Raw genomic sequence first — 23687 nt, forward strand, 5'->3', positions numbered from 1 at the left:
CTGTCCAACAGCAGAATAGCTGCACAGAAGAACTACTGAGGATCGAGGCATTTCACACTTGGACCTTGGTATCGCCGATACGTTGGTATTGGTATCCGGCGAGGAGGCCGTGGACGGTTATCAGCCGACGCGAATGACGGGGAACCGTGGCGACCCTTCTATTCACTCTTCCAATGGGTGACGAGAAGGCGTCTGTTTCTTCAACTGGGCCTTCGCATGGACGGAAGCGATCAGCGCCCGTCATTGCTGAGTGCGCGCGCATATTCGCAACAAAAACTACTGTTGACCGCCAGCGGGCACCAACAATCGATACCTTAGTTCACTTACCGCGAGCGATTGAACCGTCTACCTGTGACGCGTCGCCCTCATTGTGGCTGGGCAAAAATTCGGAACAGGCAAAGTCTCTCGGGCTCCTAATCTCGACTGAAGCGCCTGCTGCTCCTGCAGGACTGCGGGGCCGGCTGCGCCCGGCTCGTCGTGTTCCGTTGGATCGTCGTATCATTAAATTCTGGAGGAATTGGAATGAGATCTCGTCCAACAACAATGTTCGTAGCTGCTGCTCTGTTTGCTATGCCGGGAAGCGCAGTGCTGGCAGGAGACGGCGCCACACCAACAGCTACAATTGATAAGCTGTACCACATTGACTGTGGTCACTCCCTGGCGAACGATGAGTCTGTCTGGACGCCCGGTCAGAACGTAGGCAAGTCCATCGAATTCTCATCGACGTGCTATGTGATAAAGCACGGCTCAGAAATACTCATCTGGGACACCGGAGTGCCTGAAGCCACCATTGACGATCCAAAAGGCTGGTCCACGCTTCCCAGTCTCATCGTCTACCATCTTGACAAGACGATATCATCGCAACTCGCGCAGATCGCGCTCACCCCGGCGGATGTAAAATACGTCCTCGTTTCGCACACGCACGGCGATCATATCGGAAACATCGGTCTGTTCCCGGATGCCACCGTTGTTATGCAGAAAGCGGAGTACGACTGGATAAACTCGCCTCCCCCGGCTGATCCTAACATCAACGCGCTTGTAATCCTTGCAAAGAAGCTGCTTGGCCAACCTCGGCGATTAGAGCTCGTCACTGGTGACATCGACTTTTTTCGCGATGGAAGCGTTAGGCTCATTTCAACGCCTGGCCATACTCCTGGCAGCCAGTCACTCATGGTTCACCTGGCCAAGATGGGGTACGTGGTTCTCTCGGGCGACGTTGTGCATCTCGAGAGCAATTTCGAGCATGACATCGTTCCCGCACTCAACGTCGACAAAGCAAAGTCGATCGCCTCGATGGATCGCGTGCGGGAATTGATGAAGCAGTACAATGCGACCATGTTCATAAACCACGATAAGCGGCAGACAGATACATTGAAGGTTCTTCCGGCCTTTTACGACTGAAGAACAGCGATCCCGCCTATCCCGCTCAGATCCTTCAGCAATGCCGCGAGCGACCGGAGGCAGTTCGGCGTCCCTCCTCCGGACGTGGATATGATCCAGCCCCCGCGCGATGGAGAGATCCCTGCATTTCGCATGACCGGGATAGCACCCATCGCCCAGTGTCACACATCGAACTCGGCAGCACACTGTGGGGCATCTAATTCATCTGATTCAAAGGTGAAGTGTCATTTGCACTCGGCATGTCAACATTCACGCTTATATCGCGCATTTCCGGGCGCGGAAGTGGTCTTCGACCTGACAAACGGTGGCGTGCCTGTGAGTTTTTCTGACCGCTCCCGTCCCAGATCATTAAACGCGCGGCATGAGCGGTCTTAATATCTTGCTCTGAGGACTTCCTGAAGTCGCTCCTGCTTGGAACCCCGTTCTGGAGCCAGCGAATAATATCCCGTGCCACGGCCTCCGCTTCCTCGCTCTTTCTGTCGCAACGTCGAGCTTCGCAGTACTCCTTCAGGACGTCTGCGGCCAACGACACCTCCTCCGGTATGAGCGGGCGAAGACACGGCCTATCGATCGGGCTTGGCATGATTGTTTTTCCCTTGACAGGTCAAACCGGGTCCGACACAGCGGCGGTCGCTCCGGAACCGACGGAAGCGGAAGGTACCCAGACACGCGTCGGTGCTGGCCGATCGCTGACGGCAATCAGAACCCCGACAATCGCCACCATGGCAATTACGATCACAACAAGCGGAAAGCTTGAACTAGCAGGTTGCTGGTCGCGGTAGATCATCGTCTGCTCCCGATTTCTGGCCGCGGCTGATCCGCAACCGCCGGCTTCGACCGAGACTATGTCGGCGAACTGTCAGGAAGGCATTTGCACCTTGGTATGGGCGATACGTTCGTATGGGCGATACCATCGTGAAGTGGCGCTCTGCGTGGGCCAGCCTGAATGTTCAAAGGTCCGGATCGACAACAGATCTCGGTACGAAGGGCCAGCGCCAACACTCGCGGGATCCTAACCGAGAGCACAGCCTTAACCCAAGATAAGCAATGATCATCGGAGACTGGCACAGTGTTCAATTTCGTACCCGCAAATCTCACGCGTCGATCGTTCGGCAGCGTTGCACTCGCTGTTGCCGCGGCGGATGTCCTCGGCGAAAAGACGACCCAAGCATCTCAGCCGACCACGCGTGTGGACATACTGACAGCTGCCGACGGAGCCACTCTCGAAGCAAACAAGGGTATCGAGGCAGGAGACTTGTTCGTCTCCTATGCCGACATAGGACCGGCGACTGGATCACCAGTCTTACTGCTGCACGGCTGGCCCTACGACATCAACAGCTTCGCGCTGGTATCCTGCGGGGCTACGGCGGCACGCGCTTCCTTGCAGCCGAGACGAAACGCAACGGCCAGCAGGCGGCAATTGCAGTCGATACAATCAAGCTGATGGACGCCCTGGGGATCAATCAGGCTACTATCGCAGGCCTCGACTGGGGCGCGCGGACAGCCGACATAGTCGCGGCTCTTTGGCCGGAACGCTGCAAAGCCCTCGTGTCGGTCAGCGGCTATCTGATCGGGAACCAGTCCGCGAGAAAAGGCGCCACTGCCGCCGTCCGCCGAACTTCAGTGGTGGTATCAATTCTATTTCGCCACCGATCGCGGTCGCGAAGGCTACGAGAAATACCCGAACGACTTCGCCAAGTTTATCGGGCAGCTCGCCTCCCCACATTGGAAATTCGACGACGAAACGTTCTCGCCAAGCGCCGCCGCATTCGCCAATCGCGACCATGTGGCGATCGTCGTCCATAACTATCGATGGCGCCTCGGACTAGCACCCGGCGAGGACCGGTTCAACGAATACGAGGCCGCGCTCACCAGGGCCCCAGACGTATCGGTCCCGACAATCACGCTCGAAGGCGACGCAAACGGGGCACCTCATCCGGCTCCCAAGGCCTACGCGAAGTTCAAGGGAAGATATGAATACCGTCTGATCACCGGTGGGATCGGTCACGCCTTCGCGCAGGCAGTGATGGACGTCGATGCCTGGGGATGACGGGTAGTCAGATGCCCTTCACGCCGAAAGCACCTATCGAATTTATCGATCATCATCATTCTAAAAAGGAGGATGGCGCGGTACTGGCAGAAGTAGGATGAGTGTCACGTTTCTGTCGGTGATGCATCGCGCAACTGCCGGGCGGAAACGTCGCTTTGAAAGGATCCGACATTGGAAATCGGTATCGACAGTTTCGCAATGCTCCTGACCGACCCCGCCACGGGGCAATTGCAGTCAGCCATCGATCGTATGGAGAGCGTGCTTGCGGAGATCGAGCTCGCGGATCAAGTCGGCCTCGACGTCTTCGGAATGGGAGAACACCATCGAGAGAACGCGCTCGATTCAGCCCCGGCCGTCATCCTTGCGGCCGCCGCGGCACGCACGAAGTCGATCAGACTGACAAGCGCCGTTGCAGTCCTCAGCGCCGCCGATCCCGTGCGGCTCTTCCAGGAATTTGCCACGCTGGATCTGATATCCGGCGGAAGAGCTGAAATCGTGGTCGGTCGCGGCTCTTCCGTCGAGGCGTATCCGCTGTTTGGATTCGACCTGCGGGACTACGATACGCTCTTTGCGGAAAAGCTGGACCTGCTGCTGAAGATCAGGGAGCAACCCAACATCAAATGGCAGGGTCGCTTTCGTCCTGCGATCAATGGCGAGGGTGTTTTTCCCCGTCCACACCAGCCGAACTTGCCAATCTGGCTGGGCGTCGGGGGCACGCCTGAATCCTTCGTTCGCGCTGGAACACTCGGATTGCCGTTGATGGTCGCCATCATCGGCGGAAGCTTCGAGCGTTTCCTGCCTCTGGTCGATCTCTATCGCCGCGCATGGGATGCAGCGGGTCATCCCCCGCAGTGCCAGAAGGTCGGCATCCATGCCCTCGGCTTTGTCGGAGAGACGGACGCGGCTGCCAGGAAAGCGTTCTTTCCGGGTTGGTTCCAGATGTTCTCCGACGCTGGACGGGAACGGGGCTGGCCGCCGCCGACGAAGGCCCAATTCGAGCAGATGTGCGGTCCGAACGGCGCATTCCTGGTCGGGAGCCCGCGGACGGTTGCGGCCAAGATCGCGCATCTTAACGAGACCTTGCGCGGAGTCTCTCGCATCACCTTCCAGATGAGCACCGCTGCCCTGGAGACCGAGGCGATGCGCCGCTCTATCGAATTTCTCGGCACTGATGTCGCGCGTCTCGTTCGAGGACAACGTCCTTAGCAGGGCCATCAAACGACGCGAGCTTCAAGGGAAGCCACGAGCACCGCCAGATCACTGGTAGGATCGGTCGCGACCTTCCGGATGGAAGCACCAACGCCTTCTCACAGGCGATCCAGAGGCCAGCGTGTTGGCGTGATGAGCCGACGTTGTTTCGACCTTTGGTCACGACAATCATTCGAGATCACAGCGCCAGCATCCGAGCTGGCGCTGTGATCATTTGCTGCTGCCGAAAATCAGCTTCTGATAGTCTGCTAGCATCTCCGGATCCTCGACGGAGCCGTGATGATGGAGTTGCCTCCAGGCGCCGTCCATCCGAACGAACCAGCGGGTTGTTCGGAAGGCGACATCCAGACTTTCGTTGGCGGTGCGGCACTTACCCCGCTCGCGACCGACGAACAGATGCCACTCTTGTCCGCCCTGGCTGGTGAAGTCGTGGAACGTGACGTTCACCGTGGCGGCGCCACCGAACAGCTTGACATAGCCCCCCGCGATCTCATTCCAACCGCGACGGATGCCACCGATAGGGTTGTCCATGCTCGGGGCCTCTCCGGGGAACCAGACCCCCTCCAGGCCCGCCATATCGGCCGCATTGAATGCCCTGTAGAATTCGATCAGCGCATCCAGGGGGCCACCATCCCCTGTCTTCTGTTCCGCGCCTGTAATCTCCTCGAAACGTTCCTTCATGTCGAAACCTCTTTCCGGACTCGTTTGGCGAGCTACGCCAACCTATTGGCAGTCGGTCGCCTTGCGGAAGAAGAGAAAATGCCCCCTCAAACTCAGTGACCGCACCGACGAAGGCAGCATGCGCGGCGATGGTGGCGTAATCCATTGTACGATGGTGTCGGCGCAAACCCATCGCCCTCCATCGCATCTGAGCGACCGCGTCCACAGGAGGCGTTTGAAAGTTCACAGTCAGCTGCACGTGGCGGGTCTATTCCACCTCATATCTGACACCGATCCAAAGGTATCGGGGACACCTTCGTACAATAGTGAGGCGCCGTAATCCGCGAGATGTTGGCGTGACGGCGGTTGGCGAGGATCGTTCCTATCCGCAACAGCAGAGACATGGCTTTGAAAGCCTGACGAACCCACCGTGCCTCGACGGGCGAGGGATCCTGTGTGTCCAAAAATGGAGGTGCATAATGAGCACGCGTAAGACAATCTTAATCACCGGGGCGTCGCAGGGAATCGGGGCCGCGCTGGTCAGATCTTTCATCGAAATGGGCTACAATGTCGTCGGCACATCGCGCCGTGTCACGGAAGCGTTGCTGCCCGCCGCCATGGAACGCCTGGAACTGGTCGATGGCGATGTGGGTGATCCGGCAACCGCGGAACGAGTGGCCCAACGCGCAATCGAGCGCTTCGGATCGATCGACGCGCTGGTGAACAACGCCGGCGTTTTTTTCACCAAGCCATTCCTCGAATACACGATCGACGACCTTCGGCAGCTTACCGCGACGAATGTCGAAGGATTCGTTCATTTCACCAAGCACGCGATCCGGCAGATGCTCCGCCAGGGTTCGGGCGGTAGTATCGTCACGATAACGACCTCGCTGACAGACCACCCGATCGCCGGCGTGACCGCATCGTTCGCCATGATCACCAAGGGCGGCCTCAATGCCGCTACGAAGAGCCTCGCGATGGAGTTCGCCAAGGACAATATCCGGGTGAACGCTGTCGCTCCCGGCATCGTCGACACGCCGATGCATGAGAAGGATCCGAAGGATTTTCTGAGGTCTCTCTCGCCAATGGGCACGATCACTGCTGTCCAGGAGATCGTCAACGGCGTCGTCTATCTGACGGAATCCACAAACATCACCGGGGAGGTGCTGCACGTCGACAACGGCGCACATTTGGGGAAATGGTAGTCCCTGGCGCTGACGCACGATTGCGGGATCTTGAGATCGAACTTCCTCCCCCGCCGACACCTTTCGGCGCCTATGTCGAAGCGGTCCAGGTCGGCTCGCTTCTCTTCCTCAGCGGCATGCTCCCAGTGAGCGGACACGAAGCGATCTACCACGGGCGCGTCGGCGAGGGTCTTTCGGTCCCTGACGGCTACGACGCCGCCCGCGCTGCTTGTCTCAGCGGGCTCGCCGCGGCGAAAGCGCACCTGGGGTCGCTGAACAGGATCAGCCGTATCGCCAAGCTCGGCGTCTACATCGCATCTCCTGGCGATTTCCAAGAACATCCGAAAGTGGCCGACGGAGCGTCAGAGCTTCTGCGGGATGTCTTTGGCGCGTCGTTGGTTCCGCCGCGCATCGTCCTTGGCGTCTCCAGCATTCCGTTGGGAATGCCGGTCGAAATCGAACTCGCCTTCGAGATCGAATCCTAGCGACATCGTTCGCAACAACCTGAATGGAGGTATTCATGAAAGTCAGATCACCCATCTCGACGAGCGCAATGATCGCGTCGTCGAAGTTCCTGACGGCTGCGGCAGTGCTCATGCTTCCCGCGCTCGCGCTTTCCGGCCAAACCATGGCGGAGAAGACCGGTCGTCCGGCCGAGACCCAGTCTCCTGCAAGCGAGAAGCAGCAGATCCGGATCGAGAAGCGCACGCCCGCATATTGGCGTGTCACCTTCGACAACCCGCCCTTCAACATATTCGGGCCCGAGACCATTCCGCAGATGGAGAAGGTCGTCGAGGAGATCGAAGCGGACCCGAACCTGAGAGTTGTTGTCTTCGACAGTGCGGTGCCGGGCTTCTTCCTCACCCACTACAACTTTACGCCTCCGCTCTCCGAATCCACGAGCCTTCCCTCTGGGAAGACCGGGCTCCACCCCCTGCCGGACATGCTCGTTCGCATCAGCAAGGCGCCCGTTGTCTCCATCGCCCTCATCCGCGGGCGAGCCACAGGCGTCGGCAGCGAATTGGCGCTCGCCAGCGACATGCGGTTTGCCAGCAAGGAGAATGCAGTCCTTTCCCAATGGGAGGTCGGAGCCGGTTTCGTCCCGGGTGGTGGTCCGATGGCGCGCCTCCCGCGTCTGATGGGCCGCGGCCGTGCGCTCGAAGTGCTTCTCGGGTCCGATGACATCAACGGCGAACTCGCCGAGGAATACGGCTACGTCAACCGTTCGTTCGACGACGACAAGCTCGACCCGTTCGTCGATGCACTCGCCGCAAGGATTTCCGGTTTCGACCGCCAGGCGATCGCCGATACGAAGCGGCTCGTCGATTTCGCCAGCCTCCCGAGTGATCCGGAAATCGGAGCTGGCTGGGACGCCTTCATCCAGTCCGTCCAGCGCCCGGTGGCGCAAAAGAACATCGGTCGCCTGATGGAAATCGGGCTTCAGACGAACCCCGACATCGAAGCGCGCCTCGGGCACTATACCCAGACTTTGGCCGACAAGTAGGCCAGAGCCGCGCCCGCGCGTCGGAACGGCAGGTCGCGCGGGCGCACATCTCATCCTGCCAGTCGTCCAATCAGTGAAGTCGCGGCTCCCAGCCGCGGTGATGAAGGCGCGGTCTTCCGCGCGAACCACCCAACCAGCCATGGAGACGTCACATGCACAGCATCGAAAACCAGATCGTCGATTCCAGCTTTTCGGCAATCATCAATGCCCCGATCGAACAGGTCGATATTCCGAAGTGGTGCTTCACCCTGCCTGAGAAGGAATATCAGGGATGCTCTCCGGCGCACATTGCCGCGGGCTTCACCACGGCGCCCGACGGCACGCGAATGTCGATCAATGTCGAGACGATCGGCGGAAGCCTGATGGTCCAGCATTACCTCGAAACACTCGGCGAGAAGGATCATCTAATCCTCGACTCCGATTCCGACGTCTTCACGCCGAATGGCCGCGTGACGATCCATGTCACCTGGGAGCTCAGCGTCAAGAAACTCGACGCGGGTCGATGTGAATTCACCAACCGCGTCAGGTCCTATGCGACGGAGGAGATGATGGCCTCCCTCGAGCGCCAGGGCATTCCCTTCGATATCTTCCGAACCCAGCGGCAACCGATGTCGATCGCACATAACAAGGGAGAGACGCCCCTGTTCGCAGCAAGCATCGAACGGGCGGCGCTGAAGAACGCCGCCTCCACGAAAGCGGCCTGATCACCCGGAGGAATACCCCATGACCCAAATGTCTTTCGACCGGAACAACACCGGTCTGCTGGTGGTTGATCCGTATAACGACTTCATTTCCGAAGGCGGCAAGATCTGGCCAAGGATCAAGGAGGTGGCGGAGGCGAACAACTGCGTACCGCATATGCTCCAGGTGCTGAACGCGGCACGCCAGGCAAAACTTCGCGTCTTCTATGCGATGCATCACCGGTATCGCCCCGGCGACTACGAGAATTGGAAGTTCATCGCTCCTATCCAGCGCGCGGCATGGCATCGCAAGAGCTTCGAGTTCGGCACCTGGGGCGGAGAATTCCGCGCCGAGTTCGTGCCGCAGTCGGGTGAAGTCGTCGCGTCCGAACACTGGTGCTCCAGCGGCTTCGCCAACACCGATCTCGATCTCGAACTGAAGCGGCATGGAATCCAGAGGCTCATCGTGATCGGGCTCGTTGCCCATACGTGCATCGAGGCGACCGTGCGCTACGCCGCCGAACTCGGCTACGACGTGACCGTCGTCAAGGACGCAGTCGCCGATTACTCGCAGGAAATGATGCATGCGGCTCTGGAGATCAACATGCCAAGCTACGCGAGCGCCATTGTCGATACCAGTGAGATCCTTTCGGTACTGTCCGTAGCTCAGGCTGCCTGATCATGAAGGAACTACAAAGACCCCGCCGGCCTTAATGGCCCGCCGGGGTTAATGTTGTCCTTACACGATATGAAGCGATGGAGGGTTGCAGAGCCGGATCTCGTCCTCCGCGCCCCGATCCTTTTGGAAGGGATTTTCGCGATCGATCCGAGGTCGGACCGACACCATCGGACAATGGACGCGACTGATACGTGGGAGCATCGTCACGCCCTCTGCGGACGGTCCGCAGGGATCACATAGAGGGAAAAGGCAAATGACCATTCAGCAGCGCAACGCGCAGTCTGCCACCGCCGTGAACGACATTGACATGAAGCTTGAGGTAGTCGTGATCCCGGTCTCCGACGTCGATCGCGCAAAGGCCTTTTACACCGGCCTTGGGTGGAGACTAGACGCCGACGTCTCTGGCGCAGACGGCTTCAGGGTCGTCCAGGTAACGCCTCCCGGATCGCCTTGCTCGGTCATCTTCGGTCGCAACGTTACTGCGGCCGTCCCGGGATCAGCACAAGGCCTGCACCTCATCGTCTCGGACATCGAGATCGCCCATGCGGCACTCGCCGCTCGCGGCGCTGAAATGAGCGATGTCTTCCATGATGAAGGCGGGGTGTTCCACCATAAGGGCACAGACAGGCGGCTCCACGGCCCCCACCCGTCTCGTGCGACCTATGGCTCCTTCGCCTCCTTCAAGGATCCGGACGGTAACGGATGGCTCTTACAAGAAGTGACCGCAAGACTACCGGGCCGGATCGATGCCAAGGGTGCCACGTTCAGTTCGGCCCCCGATCTTGCTAACGCGCTTCGTCGTGCCGCGAACGCCCATGGCGAGCATGAGAAGCGCATGGGTGGGATACACGACGAGGCATGGCCGGACTGGTATGCCGAATATGTGGTGAGCGAGCAATCGGGCAGCACTCCCCCGACCTGATCGTCCGTGATCGAGCAGATTGACGCCAGGTTGAGCCACCCCTGTGGCGCCGAGCTCTTCGTTCGGCGCGACGTATCCCCCGTAGACGGATTTCTGCGAACCTTAACCGCGTCAAGCGAGCAGCGAGCCACACACGAAAGTATCGGCGATACCATGGTACAATAGCTCAGACGCCCGTTCAGTGTGAGTTTCCTCCCCATCAACCCCACCAAACACGTAGGAGGATGCCATGTCCCATATACAGCCAGAAATCACACGTCGAACGCTTCTTACCGCCGCCGCAGCCGCAGGCGCGCTTGGAATACTCCCAGGCACGCCCGCCGCTTCGGCCACGAGCGCCGATATCAGGCCGTTCAAGTTTTCGGCCACCGACGAGCAACTGAAGGATCTGCACCGGCGCGTTGCCGCCACCCGTTGGCCGGACCGTGAGACGGTCTTCGACGATACGCAGGGTGTGCGGCTCGATACGATCCAGAAGGTCGCCAAATACTGGCGGGCGCATGACTGGCGCACGGTCGAGGCGCGCCTGAATTCCTTCCCGCAGTTCATGACCGAGATCGACGGTCTCGACATTCACTTCATCCATGTGAAGTCCAAGCACGAGAATGCGCTGCCGATCATCATCACCCATGGTTGGCCGGGTTCGATCATCGAGCAGATGAAAATCATCAGGCCGCTGACCGACCCCACCGCCTATGGCGGCACCGAGGCCGATGCCTTTGATGTCGTCATTCCCTCGCTGCCGGGCTACGGCTTCTCGGGCAAGCCGAAGGAAAAGGGCTGGAACCCGCCGCGCATCGCCAAGGCCTGGGCGGTGCTGATGCAGCGCCTCGGTTATACCAAATATGTCGCCCAGGGCGGCGACTGGGGCAATGCTGTGACCGAACTCATGGCGGTGCAGGAGCCTGCCGGCCTCATCGGCATCCATACAAACATGGCCGCCACCGTGCCGGCCGACATTGCCAAGCTGCTGTCAGCAGGGGCGCCGGCGCCCGCAGATCTAACGGCCGATGAAAAACGCGCCTATGAGCAGCTCGACGATTTCTACAAGAACGGTCTCGGCTATGCGATCGAGATGAACAACCGGCCGCAGACGCTTTACGGCATCGTGGATTCACCTGTTGGTCTCGCCTCCTGGATGCTCGACCACGACATCCGGAGCTACCGGATGATCGCCCGCTCCTTCAACGGAGAAAAGGAGGGTCTGACGCCTGACGATGTTCTCGACAATGTCACGCTTTACTGGCTGACCAATACGGCGATCTCGTCTGCGCGGCTCTATTGGGACAATGCGCATTTCCCGTCCGGCGGCTTCTTCGATCCGCGCGGCATCAAGATCCCGGTCGCCGTCAGCGCGTTCCCGGATGAGATCTACCAGGCGCCGCAGAGCTGGGCGGAAAAGGCCTATCCGAAGCTCGTTCACTATAACAGGCCGGAAAAGGGCGGGCATTTCGCCGCCTGGGAGCAGCCGGAGCTGTTTACCGAAGAGCTGCGCGCTTCCTTCAAGTCGCTGCGCGAGCAAATCTGAGAACGATCCGAACTACACCTTGCCACATTATTAAAAGTGTCCAAACCGGGTTGCCGCTTTCTTGGCGGCTGCCCGCTCTCTCGAGCGAACTCGAAAGAGGTGATGGCCGCAGTGCGACTTAGAGGCGACAGGCCTCACGCGCGACGATCTGCGCTTGACCTTACGTGCCCGGACAACTCCGCGCGGATATCCTCCAGCCGACGCAATTGCCTTCCTTCCGCTCCGAAATTGTCAGGAGAGAGCCACTTTTCGAATGCAGCGTTGAGCGTAGGCCACTCACTATCGATCATCGAATACCAGGCAGTGTCGCGGTTTCGGTGCTTCGATATCAAATGTTGGCGGAAAACGCCTTCGAAACTGAAGCCATAGCGCGCCGCCGTCGTTTTGCTCGGCTCGTTTCTGTCGTCACACTTCCACTCGTAACGGCGATATCCAAGGACTTCAAACACATGCTTTGCCAGGAGATAGTGCACTTCGGTGGAAAGCGGGGAGCGCTTCATTTCAGCGCCATGGGCAACACCCCCTATTTCGACCACGCCGTTTGCCGGGTCGGCGCGCATGAAACTCGCCATCCCCACGATTCTACCTGTGATGTTGCTGCGGAAGATATGTGTCAACCAGCCGCTCGTTTTGACCTCCTTCAGCCATCTGCCGAAATCGTCGATTCCGTCAAAATCGTCCTGGACGAAATATAAGAGCAGAGGGTTTATCCCCATTCCTCCCAGTCCATCCCACAATCCCTGGAGATGCAGGTCGTGAACATACGGTTCGACGGTGCCATGGCGACCCTTCAGCGTCACATAGTCTGGCGGGGCAACTTTGTAATCGTAAAGATTCCGCATCGAGATCACTCCGGGAAGGTTGTTTTGGTTGGCCGACCTGCGCGGTAGCCTGACCGCTCATCGTTGCCGAGATCATTATGAGCAGCACGCGTGCTGGAAACTCGCCGCCATCTTGTGAGAATTGTCGTCGCGTGAACAGAAGGCTCGGCGTCAAATATGGACTGGGCATCAGACGTCACCGGTAATCAATGCCTTCGCTCGCAAGAGTCGCGGGGCGGTGAGCCCCTCCGTGAAACGTTCGTAAACGGGCAAGAGGATCTTCCGGGCCGAGCGACCTTCGCCGCGGCCGGCAAGGTACTCGACAAGACTGATACCTGCCGTCAGCTCCCAATATAAACCGCCCTGGGCGGAAGCTTTCCGGCTGGCCTCTTCAAATAGATCCATCTGCAGACCTGCGCCGATCCTTTGGGTCACGACAATCTCGCCTTTTCTGCGCAGCAGTTCGGGGACCATCCAGTAATATCCTTTGTCGGATGAAAACCTCAACGCCTCGTCAATTCGATCGAGACCCTCACCCGAACGGCCTGATCCGTGCAACGCCACTGCAAGTTCAGACATGAAAAAGGGATAAAAGAGCAAATATGTCGTCTCAAGCATTTCGCGAAGGCCCGCACACAAGTCGTCGATACCGTCCGCGGGCGATCCCGAACGTGATGCGAGCGTGCCACGCACGCACACGCCCACAGCGTGAAATGGTCTTAGATTGTGCTGCAGCGCGTGCTCGATCAGTTCTTCGCTCCATTCTTTGGCTTGAACAAAATTGTCGAGGTTCAAGGATAGGAACGCCGACGCCCAGGCTAAAGCGACACAAAAGACAAAGGGTTGTCTCGTCGAGCGCGCCTCAAGGATTGAATCCTCCGCTGTTCGCGAGGCGGTGTCGAGCTGACCCCTCGATATCATGTTGACCGTGTTGTGGGCCATGGAAGACGTTCGAATGTCTGCACCGAGCCTCAGCATGTCTCGGCGACGATTGTTGGAAGACGAATGTCGGGCAGCCCAATCAAGCCTGGCCTGCGCCTCCAAGTGCTCGGCTTGATAGGTCTGTGGGATGCCAATCAACCAGGCTGCTGTTGCCCTTTCGTCCTGGCCACTGGCCCCCCGCTCGTATTCGCGCGCATAAAAAAGGGCGTCGTTTAACTCCATCGAACGGGCGCAAAATAGCCAGAGGGCACAAGTTACACGTTGCTGATAGTCGCGATCGTCCAGCGCTCTTGCAATCGACAACGCCTGGATCAGCACATCCTTTCCTCGTTCACTCATCCCTTCCGTATAAATCAGCGCAAATCCAAGCGCGCATCGAAGGACCATTTCGGATCGGCTGTCCTCTTTGCTTTCGAGGCAAGTGAGAGCCTTCTGTGCCCATTCACCGGATTCGGACACAAGTCCGAGGGCAATCCAAAAATCGGATGCGACGGCTGCCAGTTTGGCTCCCAACGTCCCATCGCCACCGGGAGACAAGGCCCAGGTCAAACTTGCCCGCAGGTTGTCGATCTCGCGTCTATAGGGGCCCAGATGTTCGATCGCTGCACGTAGGGAAGTCTCGTTTGAGAATGGCTGGAAGAACGACGTGAAAAATTTCACGCAACGCCGCATCGTCACGTGATAGTCGGCGCCCGTCCCTAGTTTCTCGAGAGAGTAGACCCTGACGGTCTCAAGCAAACGCCATCGAGGCGCAGCGCCCCTTCCCTCGAAGGCGACCAGCGATTTTGAGACGAGATTTGAAAGCCCAGAAGCGGCTTCACCTTCTTGCTGTCCGCTCGCCGCCGTGGCAGCTTCCAACGTGAAACCTGAGGGAAAGACGGCGAGCTGGCGAAGGAGGAAACGTTCACCCTCCGGCAAAAGCTCATAACTCCAGTCGAGAGCGGCTCGCAGGGTACGATGTCGTGGCAGTGCCGTTCGTCGCCCGCCGGTCAGCAGGACGAAACGATCATCCAGACGACCGGCAATCTGTTGAAGGCCCAATGTGGCCGCACGTGCCGCTGCAAACTCTATGGCCAAGGGAATTCCATCGAGATGCCGGCAAATACCCGCAATCACCGGGATCTTCTCCTTTGTCACCTCAAAATCGGATTGCAGCGCCTGGGTTCGAGCGACGAATAACTGGATTGCACTATGGTGAAGCTGATCGGCTTCCTGTTCCTTGGCGGGCACTTCCAGCGGCGGCACCCTATATGCGAATTCGCCTTCGATACGAAGAATTTCTCGGCTGGTCGCGAGCACGGATACGTTCTGACAAGCACGCAGAATGGCCTCTACCATCTCGGCGGCGGCGTCAACGACATGCTCGCAATTGTCGATGACCAGCAATATCCTCCGACTGCCTATGGCTCTGGCCACGACCTCGGTTGAGAGGTCGTCGCCTTGGAGGCGCAGGTCGAGGGCCTGAGCGAGAGTTGTTGGAACCAGATGGGGATCGGACAGAGAGACGAGCTCGACGAAGTAAGCATCACCGCCGATCGACGCCTGGAGATGCCGGGCGACCTCTGACGCGAGCACGGTCTTACCAATTCCACCGGGTCCCGTCAGGGTCACGACCCGATAGGCCGACATGAGCGTTTGAATTTGCGAAACCGAGGCCTGACGACCTATGAGTTCAGACGCTGCCGAAGGAATGTTCGAGACAAAATCGCCTCGTTCGCCCACCTGCGCTCGAGGCGCAGGCACCGGTTCGACATATTGCGACGACGGTTCGATCCATTCCCCCAGCAACCGATAACCCCGACCGGAGACGGTACGCAGCAATTCGCGATCCTTTCCCAGCGCCCGCCGGATCGCTGAGATGTGGACCTGCAGGGTATTGTCCTCAACCGCAAGTCCGGGCCAGACGCGCTTCATCAGGTCGACTTTGGTGACGATGCCACCTGAGGAGAGCGCAAGGGTTTCCAAGATATCGAAAGCCCGACTGCCGAGCGGGACTGGAGCGCCCATGGCGCGCAACTCCCGTTTCTCGAGATCAAGCTCCCATCCGGAGTACTCGAAGCGGCCAATCTCAATCTGTCCCAATGCCAGCCAATTCTATCCGTTTCAAATCGTAGTGATAAAACCATAGAGGGGCAGATTGCGCCAACCATTGTTCGGCAACCCGTGGGAGAATATTTCAGTTTTTTTCAGGTTCTATCACGCCACTTAAGTCGCAGCAGGTGGGCTGTTCGTCTAAAACGATCACAGAAGCTCTTTATCTAAACGTCTACCTCAAGTCTTGCATCGCAAAGCGCGAACATAATCGGCGTGGGAGAATGACATGTACTATGCTCGACACCTTACCTCCTCCGTAAAGCATCCGAACAGACCAACCAGCGACGCGCTGGTGGCAATCCTGAGCAATGCCTCCGACGTCTGTTCGGCCTTGCTCGAAGATTCTTCTCAACCTGTGTGGCAGCCAGAATTCTATCACTCGGCGCAGAGCTTGCTCCGCTTGGCGCATCCGGGCGTTCATGCCTGCATTGTCGTTGATACGACAACGGCAGAACTGACAGTTTCAGATCTCACGGATCTTATCTGTTCGCGTGCTGCGTATTGCCCCGTCATCTTGCTGACTGCAGAGGCCCGTGCAGCGATGACTGTTGCAACCAACAAATTCCGTGTGACATTCATGGCCAAGTCTGTTGATCGTCTCAACCTTCAGGAGGAGATCAAGGCAGCGATAAGGGCAGTGAAAGACGCCAGCCGTCTGGAAGCGTATTTTCTGTCTCTTACGCCTCGAGAACGTCAGGTAATGAAATTTGTGGCTGAGGGTCTGCTGAACAAGCAGGTGGCGTTCAAGCTGAATATCAGCGAGATAACCGTAAAGGCGCATCGAGGACAAGTCATGAGGAAAATGAGAGCAAGGTCTCTCCCCGACCTGGTCAACATGGCCGCGAAGCTGGGACCGAACCCGGAATCGGGGGCAGAACAAGATTAGTCCAAAATCGTAGGCTCCCATGAGCGATTTAGGTTTTCCGGACGCATTTAAACTACCCCGTTTTCGCGAGGCCGGTCAATTGGTGCAGCCTGTGCACGGTGCTGGAGATGGCGGTCCGAACCGATGGTGATCATACTCTCATCCGCGGATTTTCACCGCCTGACCATATTCGATGCGGGCTTGCCTCTCTCTAAGGACGGATATCTATCCCAACGTAAGTCGAGGGTGCCCTGATCTTTGGCCGTCATCTCCAGCATACTGCACAGGCAGAAAGGGTCTGGTACGGCGCAGACCACGAGGCCCGGATTGGCACGTGCCGAGCAATGTCCCAGATGAATCCGGCAAGTTCACGCGCAATGGCAGTCAGAACACGAGGCTGTGGTTTTCCAACGCCATCTCGCAGCCCTTGCATGAACTCCAGCCCCGTAAGCTGCGCAGCTATCTCTGGCCGAACCAGCCCAAATGATTTTGTTCGACTTTTCACGCTTCCGTCGACCACTGGGTCCACCGCTATGCTCCTGCTTCTGAGTGGCTGATGCTTGGGCTTTACTGCCTTACCGTTAGGCGAAAATCGCGGGGGCCGATCTGCAAGCCTTCTTGCGACAACGGCTTAAGCCTCGCGATCGGCAGTCCCTCCGGCCTATCCACCATTTCGACATTGAGCTCACCTGGCTCAAAGCAAAACTCCTCGCCCCATTGCCAAAGCGCGATGAGAACAACGTGAAGCTGTTCACCCTTCGGCGTAAGCACGTATCGATGGCTCAGAGCAGAGTCCGGGTTAGGCTGAATGACGAAGATTCCGTCATCTACAAGCTTCTTGAGCCGGCTTGAGAGGATATTTTTCGCAAGTCCGAGACTGCGCTGAAATTCGCCGAAGCGCTGGCTACCCTTGAACGCGTCGCGCACAATGAGTAGCGACCACCAATCGCCGATGATCTGAAGCGCCCGCGCAATTCCGCAGTTCGCCTGTCCCATGTCGGTGCGCTTTCCCTTCATTTATCTCTCCGTCCTACAACGCCAGTCCTTCAGTTGCATATTTAAACTATCGGCCGTCCTGTGTCGATCGCTTCGGCGGGTGAGGCTCCAACCGGGGGTTGTTCTGGCCCGCCTTCGCTCTCGCAGTTAGACCCGATAACGTTGTGCGACCTCCCTACGGGACAAGTTCGGCTCCATCGCCAGCCTTGCCGCCTGGAATGCGTTCCATTGATCCTCATCCGCGAGAGGCGGGATGGTGATGGTCTCACCCGCATCGAAGCCGGCGAGGGCTGCGTCGACCAGATCATCCGCCTCCATGACCCAGTCTGCCGGAAACGCGTTGATGTCTTTGCCGGAACGCTCCCAGATTTCCGTGCGCGTCGCACCGGGAAGAACCGCCTGGACCCGCACCTCAGTGTCCTTCAATTGAGCGGCAAGGCTTTGACTCAGATTTAGCAGAAAGGCCTTGCTGGCACTGTAGGTGCCTTCGAACCTCTCCGGCGCCAGGGCAAGGACCGAAGACAAGTTGATGATGCCGCCCTTTCCGCGTTTGGTGAGGGCTTTGACCGCCGCTTGCGCCAGCAAGGTCGGGGCAACGACATTAAGCGCAACCAGACGGGCCACCTCATCAGCATCAGAAGTCGCAAGCGTTCCATGCAGGCTCATGCCGGCGTTGTTCACCAGCAGGGAGAAGGAGTCATCTTCTTCGATCCTGCGGGCAAGGTCCGCGACTTGAGCACTGTCCGTCAAATCCAGCGCAAGAACCTCAACTGAGCGGCCTGTTTCGCGGACGAGCTTTTCAGCAAGCGCGGAAAGGCGTGCTTTATCTCGGGCTACAAGCAAGAGGTCGTAATTGCGGCGAGCCAGCCGATCCGCATAGATCGCACCGAGTCCCGTCGACGCGCCCGTGACAACGGCGCGGCCAAGTGTTCCATCAGTCATAGAAAGTCTCCTTATCCTTCGTGAGAGCGTCAGGCCGGCTCAATTTGCAAATCTGGGTGAAGGCGCGGGTAGTCGGTGTATCCCGCTTCGCCACCCCCATAGAAGGTCGATCGGTCCCAGGGATTGAGCGGTGCTCCGATCCTGATCCTTTCAACGAGGTCGGGGTTGGCTATGAATGAACGTCCGAACGCAACGGCGTCAGCAAAGCCGGCGGCGACCGCTTTCTCGGCGGTTTTTGGATCGTACCTATCCGCAGAGATGAGAACACCAGGCCAAGTCTTGCGAAGGAGCTCCCGGTCTCGCCATCTCTGCACGTCATCCCCCGGCCTCCCTTCGATCCGGGGCTCAATGAGATGTAGATAGGCAGGTCCAAGCTCTGCCAGAGCCGCAATGGCGTACTGGTAGAGAGGCAGAGGATCTTCTTCGCCGCTATCATTCGTCGTGCCAAACGGAGAAAGACGAACACCAACCTTTGCAGACCCCATGGTATCGATCAGGGCCGACACGACCTGTTGAAGCAGTCGGGTTCGATTGGGAATCGAGCCACCATAGATATCGTCGCGGCGGTTCGTCCGTGACTGGAGGAACTGCTCGATCAAATAACCGTTTGCGCCGTGCAGCTCCACGCCATCGAACCCCGCGTCAAGCGCATAGCGGGCGCCATCACGGTATGCCTCAATGAGGCCGTGGATCTCAGAAATTTCAAGCGCGCGAGGCGTCTGGAAGGGTGCCTGTGCCCAGGTGGCGGTGAAATGATCCCCTTTCGCAGCAACAGCGGATGGGGCTACAGGTTGTACGCCGTCTGGCTGGAAGCTCGAATGCGAAATGCGGCCTACATGCCAGAGCTGCAAGAATATCAAGCCGCCCTGCGCATGGACAGCGGTTGTCACGCGCTTCCAGCCTTCAATCTGCTCATCCGAGTAGATGCCGGGAGTTGCAGGGTAGCCTTGACCGGCCGGCGTAACCTGTGAGCCCTCAGCGATGATCAGCCCGCCCTCGCTAGCGCGTTGACGGTAGTATTCGGCGTTGAGCGAGTGCGCTGCGTTGGCCGGGGTTTTGGCGCGCATACGGGTGATTGGCGCCATCACCACTCGGTGTTTCAGATCAAGCGAGCCGATGCGCAGGGGATAAAAGAGTGCCTTTGTATCCATGTCTTCCCCTCAGGCAATTTCTATGTTCAGGAGGTCGATGGAGACAGCTACGTGGTCAAGGTTGGGCCGATTTTCGGTCCCAATCGAGTAAACACGCCGTTTCGTCGGAAAGACAATGCCGCCGAACTCTTTGTACTCGCTCGCATAGTTGGCACTCGAGGTCCCTCCCATGATTTCGACGCTATAATCGTGCCGGCGGAGGAGCCCATCAGGTCCAAAATAGAATGTTTGTTCGGTCGAGTGGCTTGGCACGGACTTCGGGAAGGTTACCTTCAACCTGCGCCACGTCTCTCCGTCTTCGACCGAGGGCTCAACTTCTTGAATTTCGAACCCGGGCAACGTGAAGAGGAACGGCGTGGTCAGGTAAGTCCACATCGCATAGCCGGAAAAGTAGATTAGCTGTTGCTCGTTCCACTGGGTCATCAGCGAATGTCCAGCGAAGGACGCACGAGGCTCTTCGAGCTTATTGAGAACATTGCCGTCGCTGGCGACAATGGCGGTCCGCGCCGGCTCCCAAACACAATGCTGCCCTTCCTTTAGGAAGGGCGAGTACTCGGTGTGCGGCTGCTTCGTAAGGATGCGCGTGTGGATGTCCGCGTAGACGTCTGGCCAACCCTTTACGTGCCAGACTGCGCCGCCAATCTTTGCATGCGCCCTCACCTCGTGAAATCCATCCCAAAGCTGCTGGCCGCCATGCGCGGCGGTAGCCAAATTCAACAGATCGCTCAAGAGTTCTTCTCCATATAGCGGTTTAACTTCGCAACCATTTATCCAAATACAGAGTCGGTTTAAATTCGCAACCACCTTGTCAAAGAAATTTGCTTGAGCTTCGCCCATCGGCGGGGCCTGTCTTGAGACGTGTGCTTGATGAAGCCGTCATCTCACCACCGCGGCGGCCGCAAGCATTTGTCAGTCGGTGTGACCTGGAGTGCTTTTTCCGGCTCGATTAGTTGTTGCGACAGCATGAAACAGGTCCGCACAACCGATGGCGCGTTGCGAGATCTGACTCTCGGTCAAAGTCGGCGCTTGGCCCATTTTGCGACATATCGCGGTTTTCGATAACACCCTGGCTTCGAGGATCCCGCCAGAGCCGCAACCCAATAGCTTTATCGATCGAGCCCCAATCGCTTCCGCAAATCAGCATTCTCGGCGCGAGGGTTCTCTGAAAGCAGTTTCCGCAGACGCCTGTTTTCTTCCTCGAGCTCGATGAGGCAAAGATCGCTCGCCGAACGAAAGGCCGACGTGACATTCAAGCAAGGTTCATGACTGCGAATGGGAAGATATCAGAGGCTTGACCCAGACGAGAAGTGTGCGCTGTTGAACAAATTTCCTGACTTGGTTCGACGGTGGCACGATTAGCTTCTGGCAGCGGGGGGGTCTATTCCGGATTGCTGATCATCCGATCAAAAGAGTCGATACCGCAGTCTGGGAGCGAAACTTAGCACGACGATAACGACTCACCGGACGCTTGCCGTCAGCCATCTCAGCCGCGACGAGAGGCAGACTTTGCTTGATGCACCGAACCCGCGTCAGGTATCCGGCATTTCGCGATCGAGCGACGCTGCATCTGGCCTGCAGGGCTGCGCGTCTCCGAGCTCGTCAGCATCCGCCTCGACCAGATTGATCGCCACATGGTCACCAGCATCCACATCATTGGTAAAGGCTGCGGCGGGCCGGCCGCGGTGGATTGTGCGGCGCTCAAGTCTTATCGGCTGTTCAAAAACTCGCGTATACGAGTGCGGCCTGTCGTGAGAAAGCCAAGCACGCCGATAACTGCACCAACGGTAAAAGTAATGGTCGGATTCCTCCACAGCCAGTGAAGAAAGCTCGGCGTGAGATTCGACGTCGTCCGCCGGACGTCCTTAACCTTGCCGTTGAATGCTACATTCAGTGCCGTCCCTTTTGCGCTCAGTTCCAACGCACCATTTGCCTTGAGTATCGAAAGCGCTTGTCCACCGAAAAAGGACACCTTCTGGTCGCCAAACTCCAGAAATGTGATTGTCGGGGATTGAAGAAGATTGCTACGACCATTTAGCTGGCCATTGACCGGAGCTCGTTTGTCGAACGCCATTAGATCTATTTGACCGTCGTATCGAACGATTGGCAAACTTTCACCGACATTCTGGCGCTTGGTGAGCAGCACCTCAAGTTCGGATGCACCGTGAAACCGAACATTTCTCTTCGCCCAAAGTGCTTCCGTCTGAGTCGGTTTGTCATCACTGTCCAGCAGCCGCAGGGCCGTATCATTGAGAGATAGGTCCAAGCTTGATTCCGGGCTGAGCAAGGAAAGTCGCATCATATCAGAGACGAAGAGCTCTATTGAGCGTTCGTCGTCCTTAGCAACGTCGATCTCAGCGATTGCCGCCTTCTTCTCAACTCCAAGTCGCTCGTTCGCTACAACAAGTGGAAGCATGGCCCCATTCCATGCGTCGATGACCGCTGCTGCACCGGATACTTCGGTAATGTCGTAACCGATGAACGCAAGTTGCTCCCCTTTCAACTCCACCCCCGCTGGGAATGCGAGACGGACGCCGCGAGATGAGGCTTCCATAGACAGTAGCCCAGCTGCAGGGTGGATACTGAGGAGAAGGGCAACTACCGCGCTTGCTATGCCCAGAAAAAGAAACCACATCTGAACCAACTAGGGGTCGGTTCAGACTGGGGGCGAAATGACACTGCAGGAACGCTAGATGACCGCAGTCGACCCGAGGCGGACATCTATTGTCTGCAAGCGTCAGGCGATGAGCGGATACATTCGGGGCTCGCTCGTCTTGAACCACGCTTTTGCAATCTTGCTGTCTTCGATCTCATAGATGCAGACGACGTCGATCTCTCCCTTTCCCTGGGGAAAGGTTCGCGTGACCGTCTCGTGGTCTATCACGACGTTTCCGACGACAATGCGTGTGAGCAAATTACCGTACAAATCAGGCTCTTTGAACCGCTCGACATGACGCGCCTTTATTTCCTCAGCACTTCCTGCCAGCAGAGTGTTTGGGAAGGAATAATACTGGCAATCGAGCGCCCACCAGAGCATGAACGCATCAATGTCACGCGCATTATAGGCCTCAAGCTGCTTTTGTACCGGCAGGGAAACATCGTCCAAAACTGTGATCCTCTAAAAATATTGCATAATTCGTTGTTCACTACAGCCATTCTCTGATGTCTGCAAATGGGGCATTCGGGCCAATGCCATCGCTGTCCCAACTGTACTTTAGTCTGTTTTGGACAGCGTTTAGCCCATAGCAATAACGACTTCCCGAGCCCCAAATTCACGAGGGTTCAAATGGGACAGCCGCCTGCGCTTGGAGTGTCATTTCGCCCCCCAGCCGAGTCGACCCCAACTACTGCCTGACCGGGCCGGAGTTCGTGGAGACCGTGACAGCGCGTTGCGCACGCGCCGCCCCCTCGCCGGGTTGTCATTGGAAAGCGCCTTCAGTAGTCAGCAGGAGATTGTAATGCGAGGTAGCGTCATGTCTCCGCTATCATCCAAGGATTGCGGGCGATCTCATTGCGGAAATAGCCGTGATGAGCGATCGGGCCGCCGAAGGAAGTGAGGCCGAGCTTCAGAAAGGCTACAAAGACTTCTCCCGGCGTGCCATGTGGACGCGTGAGAGCGTCTTCATGAATTGCTTCCACCGACGACTTCACGAAACAGCTCCTTTGCCTTTTCCCGGGCCAGTTCGAGGGCTGCAAGGCCGTAAGGCGTCGCGTTGTAGATCCTGCGATGCGTGCGGCCCACCCGTTCGGTTCGCGAGATGAGGTATCCCTTCTTCTCCATGGAATGCAGCATCGGATAGAGTGTCCCGGCGGATACCTTGTACCCGTGATGCGCCAGTTCCTCGATCATCCAGAGACCATAGAGATCGCCTTCGGCGGCATGATACAGGACGTGAAGCCGGATGAAGCCGGAAAGAAGGTCCTGATGTTCCATTCATCACCATCAAAATAAAACCCACTCTCGAAAAACGATATCGGGAACCGAGACTAGAGCTAACGAGTTTTGCCTGCAACCGTCAAACCGGTTGGCGGTTCATCGAAGCACAAACCATAGGAGAATAC

21 protein-coding genes and 3 pseudogenes are annotated in these 23687 nt (G+C 57.8%); 12 read left to right on the forward strand and 12 right to left on the reverse strand.

Features of this window, described 5'->3' with window-relative positions:
* The first annotated feature begins 522 nt into the window (after positions 1–522).
* The 3 genes and pseudogenes from J2X71_RS35875 (at position 523) to J2X71_RS35885 (ending at position 4657) form a co-directional block, all read left to right on the forward strand.
* Positions 523–1401 carry an N-acyl homoserine lactonase family protein gene (locus J2X71_RS35875; RefSeq protein WP_310390035.1) on the forward strand — a complete coding sequence of 293 codons (879 nt, stop codon included), beginning with the start codon at positions 523–525 and terminating at the stop codon, positions 1399–1401.
* Positions 1402–2470: 1069 nt separating this feature from the next.
* Positions 2471–3451 (forward strand): annotated as a pseudogene (locus J2X71_RS35880) (alpha/beta fold hydrolase).
* A gap of 171 nt (positions 3452–3622) precedes the next feature.
* On the forward strand, positions 3623–4657 hold the full coding sequence (locus J2X71_RS35885; protein WP_310390036.1) for an LLM class flavin-dependent oxidoreductase: 1035 nt from the start codon (positions 3623–3625) through the stop codon (positions 4655–4657).
* 213 nt (positions 4658–4870) lie between these two features.
* On the opposite strand, the gene J2X71_RS35890 is transcribed toward J2X71_RS35885, so the two are convergent.
* Positions 4871–5341, reverse strand: coding sequence for a nuclear transport factor 2 family protein (locus J2X71_RS35890; protein ID WP_113319341.1), 471 nt, complete (start codon positions 5339–5341; stop codon positions 4871–4873).
* 458 nt (positions 5342–5799) lie between these two features.
* Here J2X71_RS35890 and J2X71_RS35895 point away from each other — a divergent pair, with 458 nt between their 5' ends.
* The 7 genes from J2X71_RS35895 (at position 5800) to J2X71_RS35925 (ending at position 11817) form a co-directional block, all read left to right on the forward strand.
* Positions 5800–6525 carry an SDR family NAD(P)-dependent oxidoreductase gene (locus J2X71_RS35895; protein ID WP_310390039.1) on the forward strand — a complete coding sequence of 242 codons (726 nt, stop codon included), beginning with the start codon at positions 5800–5802 and terminating at the stop codon, positions 6523–6525.
* A complete protein-coding gene (locus J2X71_RS35900; protein WP_310390041.1) occupies positions 6519–6989 on the forward strand; it encodes a RidA family protein in 471 nt (156 codons plus the stop codon). Before J2X71_RS35895 ends, J2X71_RS35900 begins: the two co-directional genes overlap by 7 nt.
* Positions 6990–7024: 35 nt before the next feature.
* Entirely contained in the window at positions 7025–8008 is a 984-nt protein-coding gene (locus J2X71_RS35905; protein WP_310390043.1) for an enoyl-CoA hydratase/isomerase family protein, read from the forward strand.
* A 152-nt stretch (positions 8009–8160) separates the two neighbouring features.
* Positions 8161–8712 carry a hypothetical protein gene (locus tag J2X71_RS35910; protein ID WP_310390045.1) on the forward strand — a complete coding sequence of 184 codons (552 nt, stop codon included), beginning with the start codon at positions 8161–8163 and terminating at the stop codon, positions 8710–8712.
* A 19-nt stretch (positions 8713–8731) separates the two neighbouring features.
* Positions 8732–9367 carry an isochorismatase family cysteine hydrolase gene (locus J2X71_RS35915; RefSeq protein ID WP_310390047.1) on the forward strand — a complete coding sequence of 212 codons (636 nt, stop codon included), beginning with the start codon at positions 8732–8734 and terminating at the stop codon, positions 9365–9367.
* A 253-nt stretch (positions 9368–9620) separates the two neighbouring features.
* Positions 9621–10289: a VOC family protein gene (locus J2X71_RS35920; RefSeq protein ID WP_113319346.1), complete on the forward strand. Its 669-nt coding sequence runs from the start codon at positions 9621–9623 to the stop codon at positions 10287–10289.
* A gap of 229 nt (positions 10290–10518) precedes the next feature.
* The gene (locus J2X71_RS35925; RefSeq protein WP_310390051.1) at positions 10519–11817 is read left to right on the forward strand and encodes an epoxide hydrolase; all 1299 of its coding nucleotides are present in this window, start codon (positions 10519–10521) and stop codon (positions 11815–11817) included.
* A 134-nt stretch (positions 11818–11951) separates the two neighbouring features.
* Here J2X71_RS35925 and J2X71_RS35930 read toward each other — a convergent pair whose 3' ends face one another.
* Both J2X71_RS35930 and J2X71_RS35935 read right to left on the reverse strand, forming a co-directional pair.
* Entirely contained in the window at positions 11952–12659 is a 708-nt protein-coding gene (locus tag J2X71_RS35930) for a GNAT family protein (protein ID WP_310390053.1), read from the reverse strand.
* Between the two features lie 168 nt (positions 12660–12827).
* A complete protein-coding gene (locus tag J2X71_RS35935; RefSeq protein WP_310390055.1) occupies positions 12828–15662 on the reverse strand; it encodes a winged helix-turn-helix domain-containing protein in 2835 nt (944 codons plus the stop codon).
* Between the two features lie 238 nt (positions 15663–15900).
* On the opposite strand from J2X71_RS35935, the gene J2X71_RS35940 reads away from it, so the two are divergent.
* Together J2X71_RS35940 and J2X71_RS35945 are read left to right on the forward strand one after the other, a co-directional pair.
* Positions 15901–16560, forward strand: a complete 660-nt coding sequence (locus J2X71_RS35940; RefSeq protein ID WP_310390057.1) for a LuxR C-terminal-related transcriptional regulator — start codon at positions 15901–15903, stop codon at positions 16558–16560.
* Positions 16561–16873: 313 nt separating this feature from the next.
* Positions 16874–17026 (forward strand): hypothetical protein, encoded by a 153-nt coding sequence (locus tag J2X71_RS35945; RefSeq protein ID WP_310390059.1) that lies wholly within the window; start codon positions 16874–16876, stop codon positions 17024–17026.
* Between the two features lie 80 nt (positions 17027–17106).
* Here the strand turns inward: J2X71_RS35945 and J2X71_RS35950 are convergent, their stop codons facing one another.
* The 9 genes and pseudogenes from J2X71_RS35950 to J2X71_RS35985 form a co-directional block, all read right to left on the reverse strand.
* Positions 17107–17556, reverse strand: a complete 450-nt coding sequence (locus tag J2X71_RS35950) for a helix-turn-helix domain-containing protein (protein ID WP_310390060.1) — start codon at positions 17554–17556, stop codon at positions 17107–17109.
* A 126-nt stretch (positions 17557–17682) separates the two neighbouring features.
* The gene (locus tag J2X71_RS35955; protein WP_310390062.1) at positions 17683–18477 is read right to left on the reverse strand and encodes an SDR family oxidoreductase; all 795 of its coding nucleotides are present in this window, start codon (positions 18475–18477) and stop codon (positions 17683–17685) included.
* 29 nt (positions 18478–18506) lie between these two features.
* On the reverse strand, positions 18507–19628 hold the full coding sequence (locus J2X71_RS35960) for an alkene reductase (RefSeq protein WP_310390064.1): 1122 nt from the start codon (positions 19626–19628) through the stop codon (positions 18507–18509).
* Positions 19629–19637: 9 nt separating this feature from the next.
* Positions 19638–20357 carry a hypothetical protein gene (locus J2X71_RS35965; protein WP_310390066.1) on the reverse strand — a complete coding sequence of 240 codons (720 nt, stop codon included), beginning with the start codon at positions 20355–20357 and terminating at the stop codon, positions 19638–19640.
* Between the two features lie 377 nt (positions 20358–20734).
* A pseudogene (locus J2X71_RS38220) lies at positions 20735–20839 on the reverse strand (transcriptional regulator); the annotation flags it as partial.
* Between the two features lie 494 nt (positions 20840–21333).
* Positions 21334–22179, reverse strand: a complete 846-nt coding sequence (locus J2X71_RS35970; RefSeq protein WP_310390068.1) for a hypothetical protein — start codon at positions 22177–22179, stop codon at positions 21334–21336.
* A gap of 183 nt (positions 22180–22362) precedes the next feature.
* Positions 22363–22731 carry a nuclear transport factor 2 family protein gene (locus J2X71_RS35975; RefSeq protein WP_310390070.1) on the reverse strand — a complete coding sequence of 123 codons (369 nt, stop codon included), beginning with the start codon at positions 22729–22731 and terminating at the stop codon, positions 22363–22365.
* 380 nt (positions 22732–23111) lie between these two features.
* Positions 23112–23276, reverse strand: a pseudogene (locus J2X71_RS35980) (chromate transporter); the annotation flags it as partial.
* On the reverse strand, positions 23248–23559 hold the full coding sequence (locus J2X71_RS35985) for a PadR family transcriptional regulator (protein WP_310390072.1): 312 nt from the start codon (positions 23557–23559) through the stop codon (positions 23248–23250). The gene J2X71_RS35985 and the pseudogene J2X71_RS35980, both read right to left, overlap by 29 nt.
* Positions 23560–23687: the final 128 nt, after the last annotated feature.

Origin of the sequence: Rhizobium sp. 1399, from assembly GCF_031455475.1 — a bacterium.
Lineage (GTDB): Bacteria > Pseudomonadota > Alphaproteobacteria > Rhizobiales > Rhizobiaceae > Rhizobium.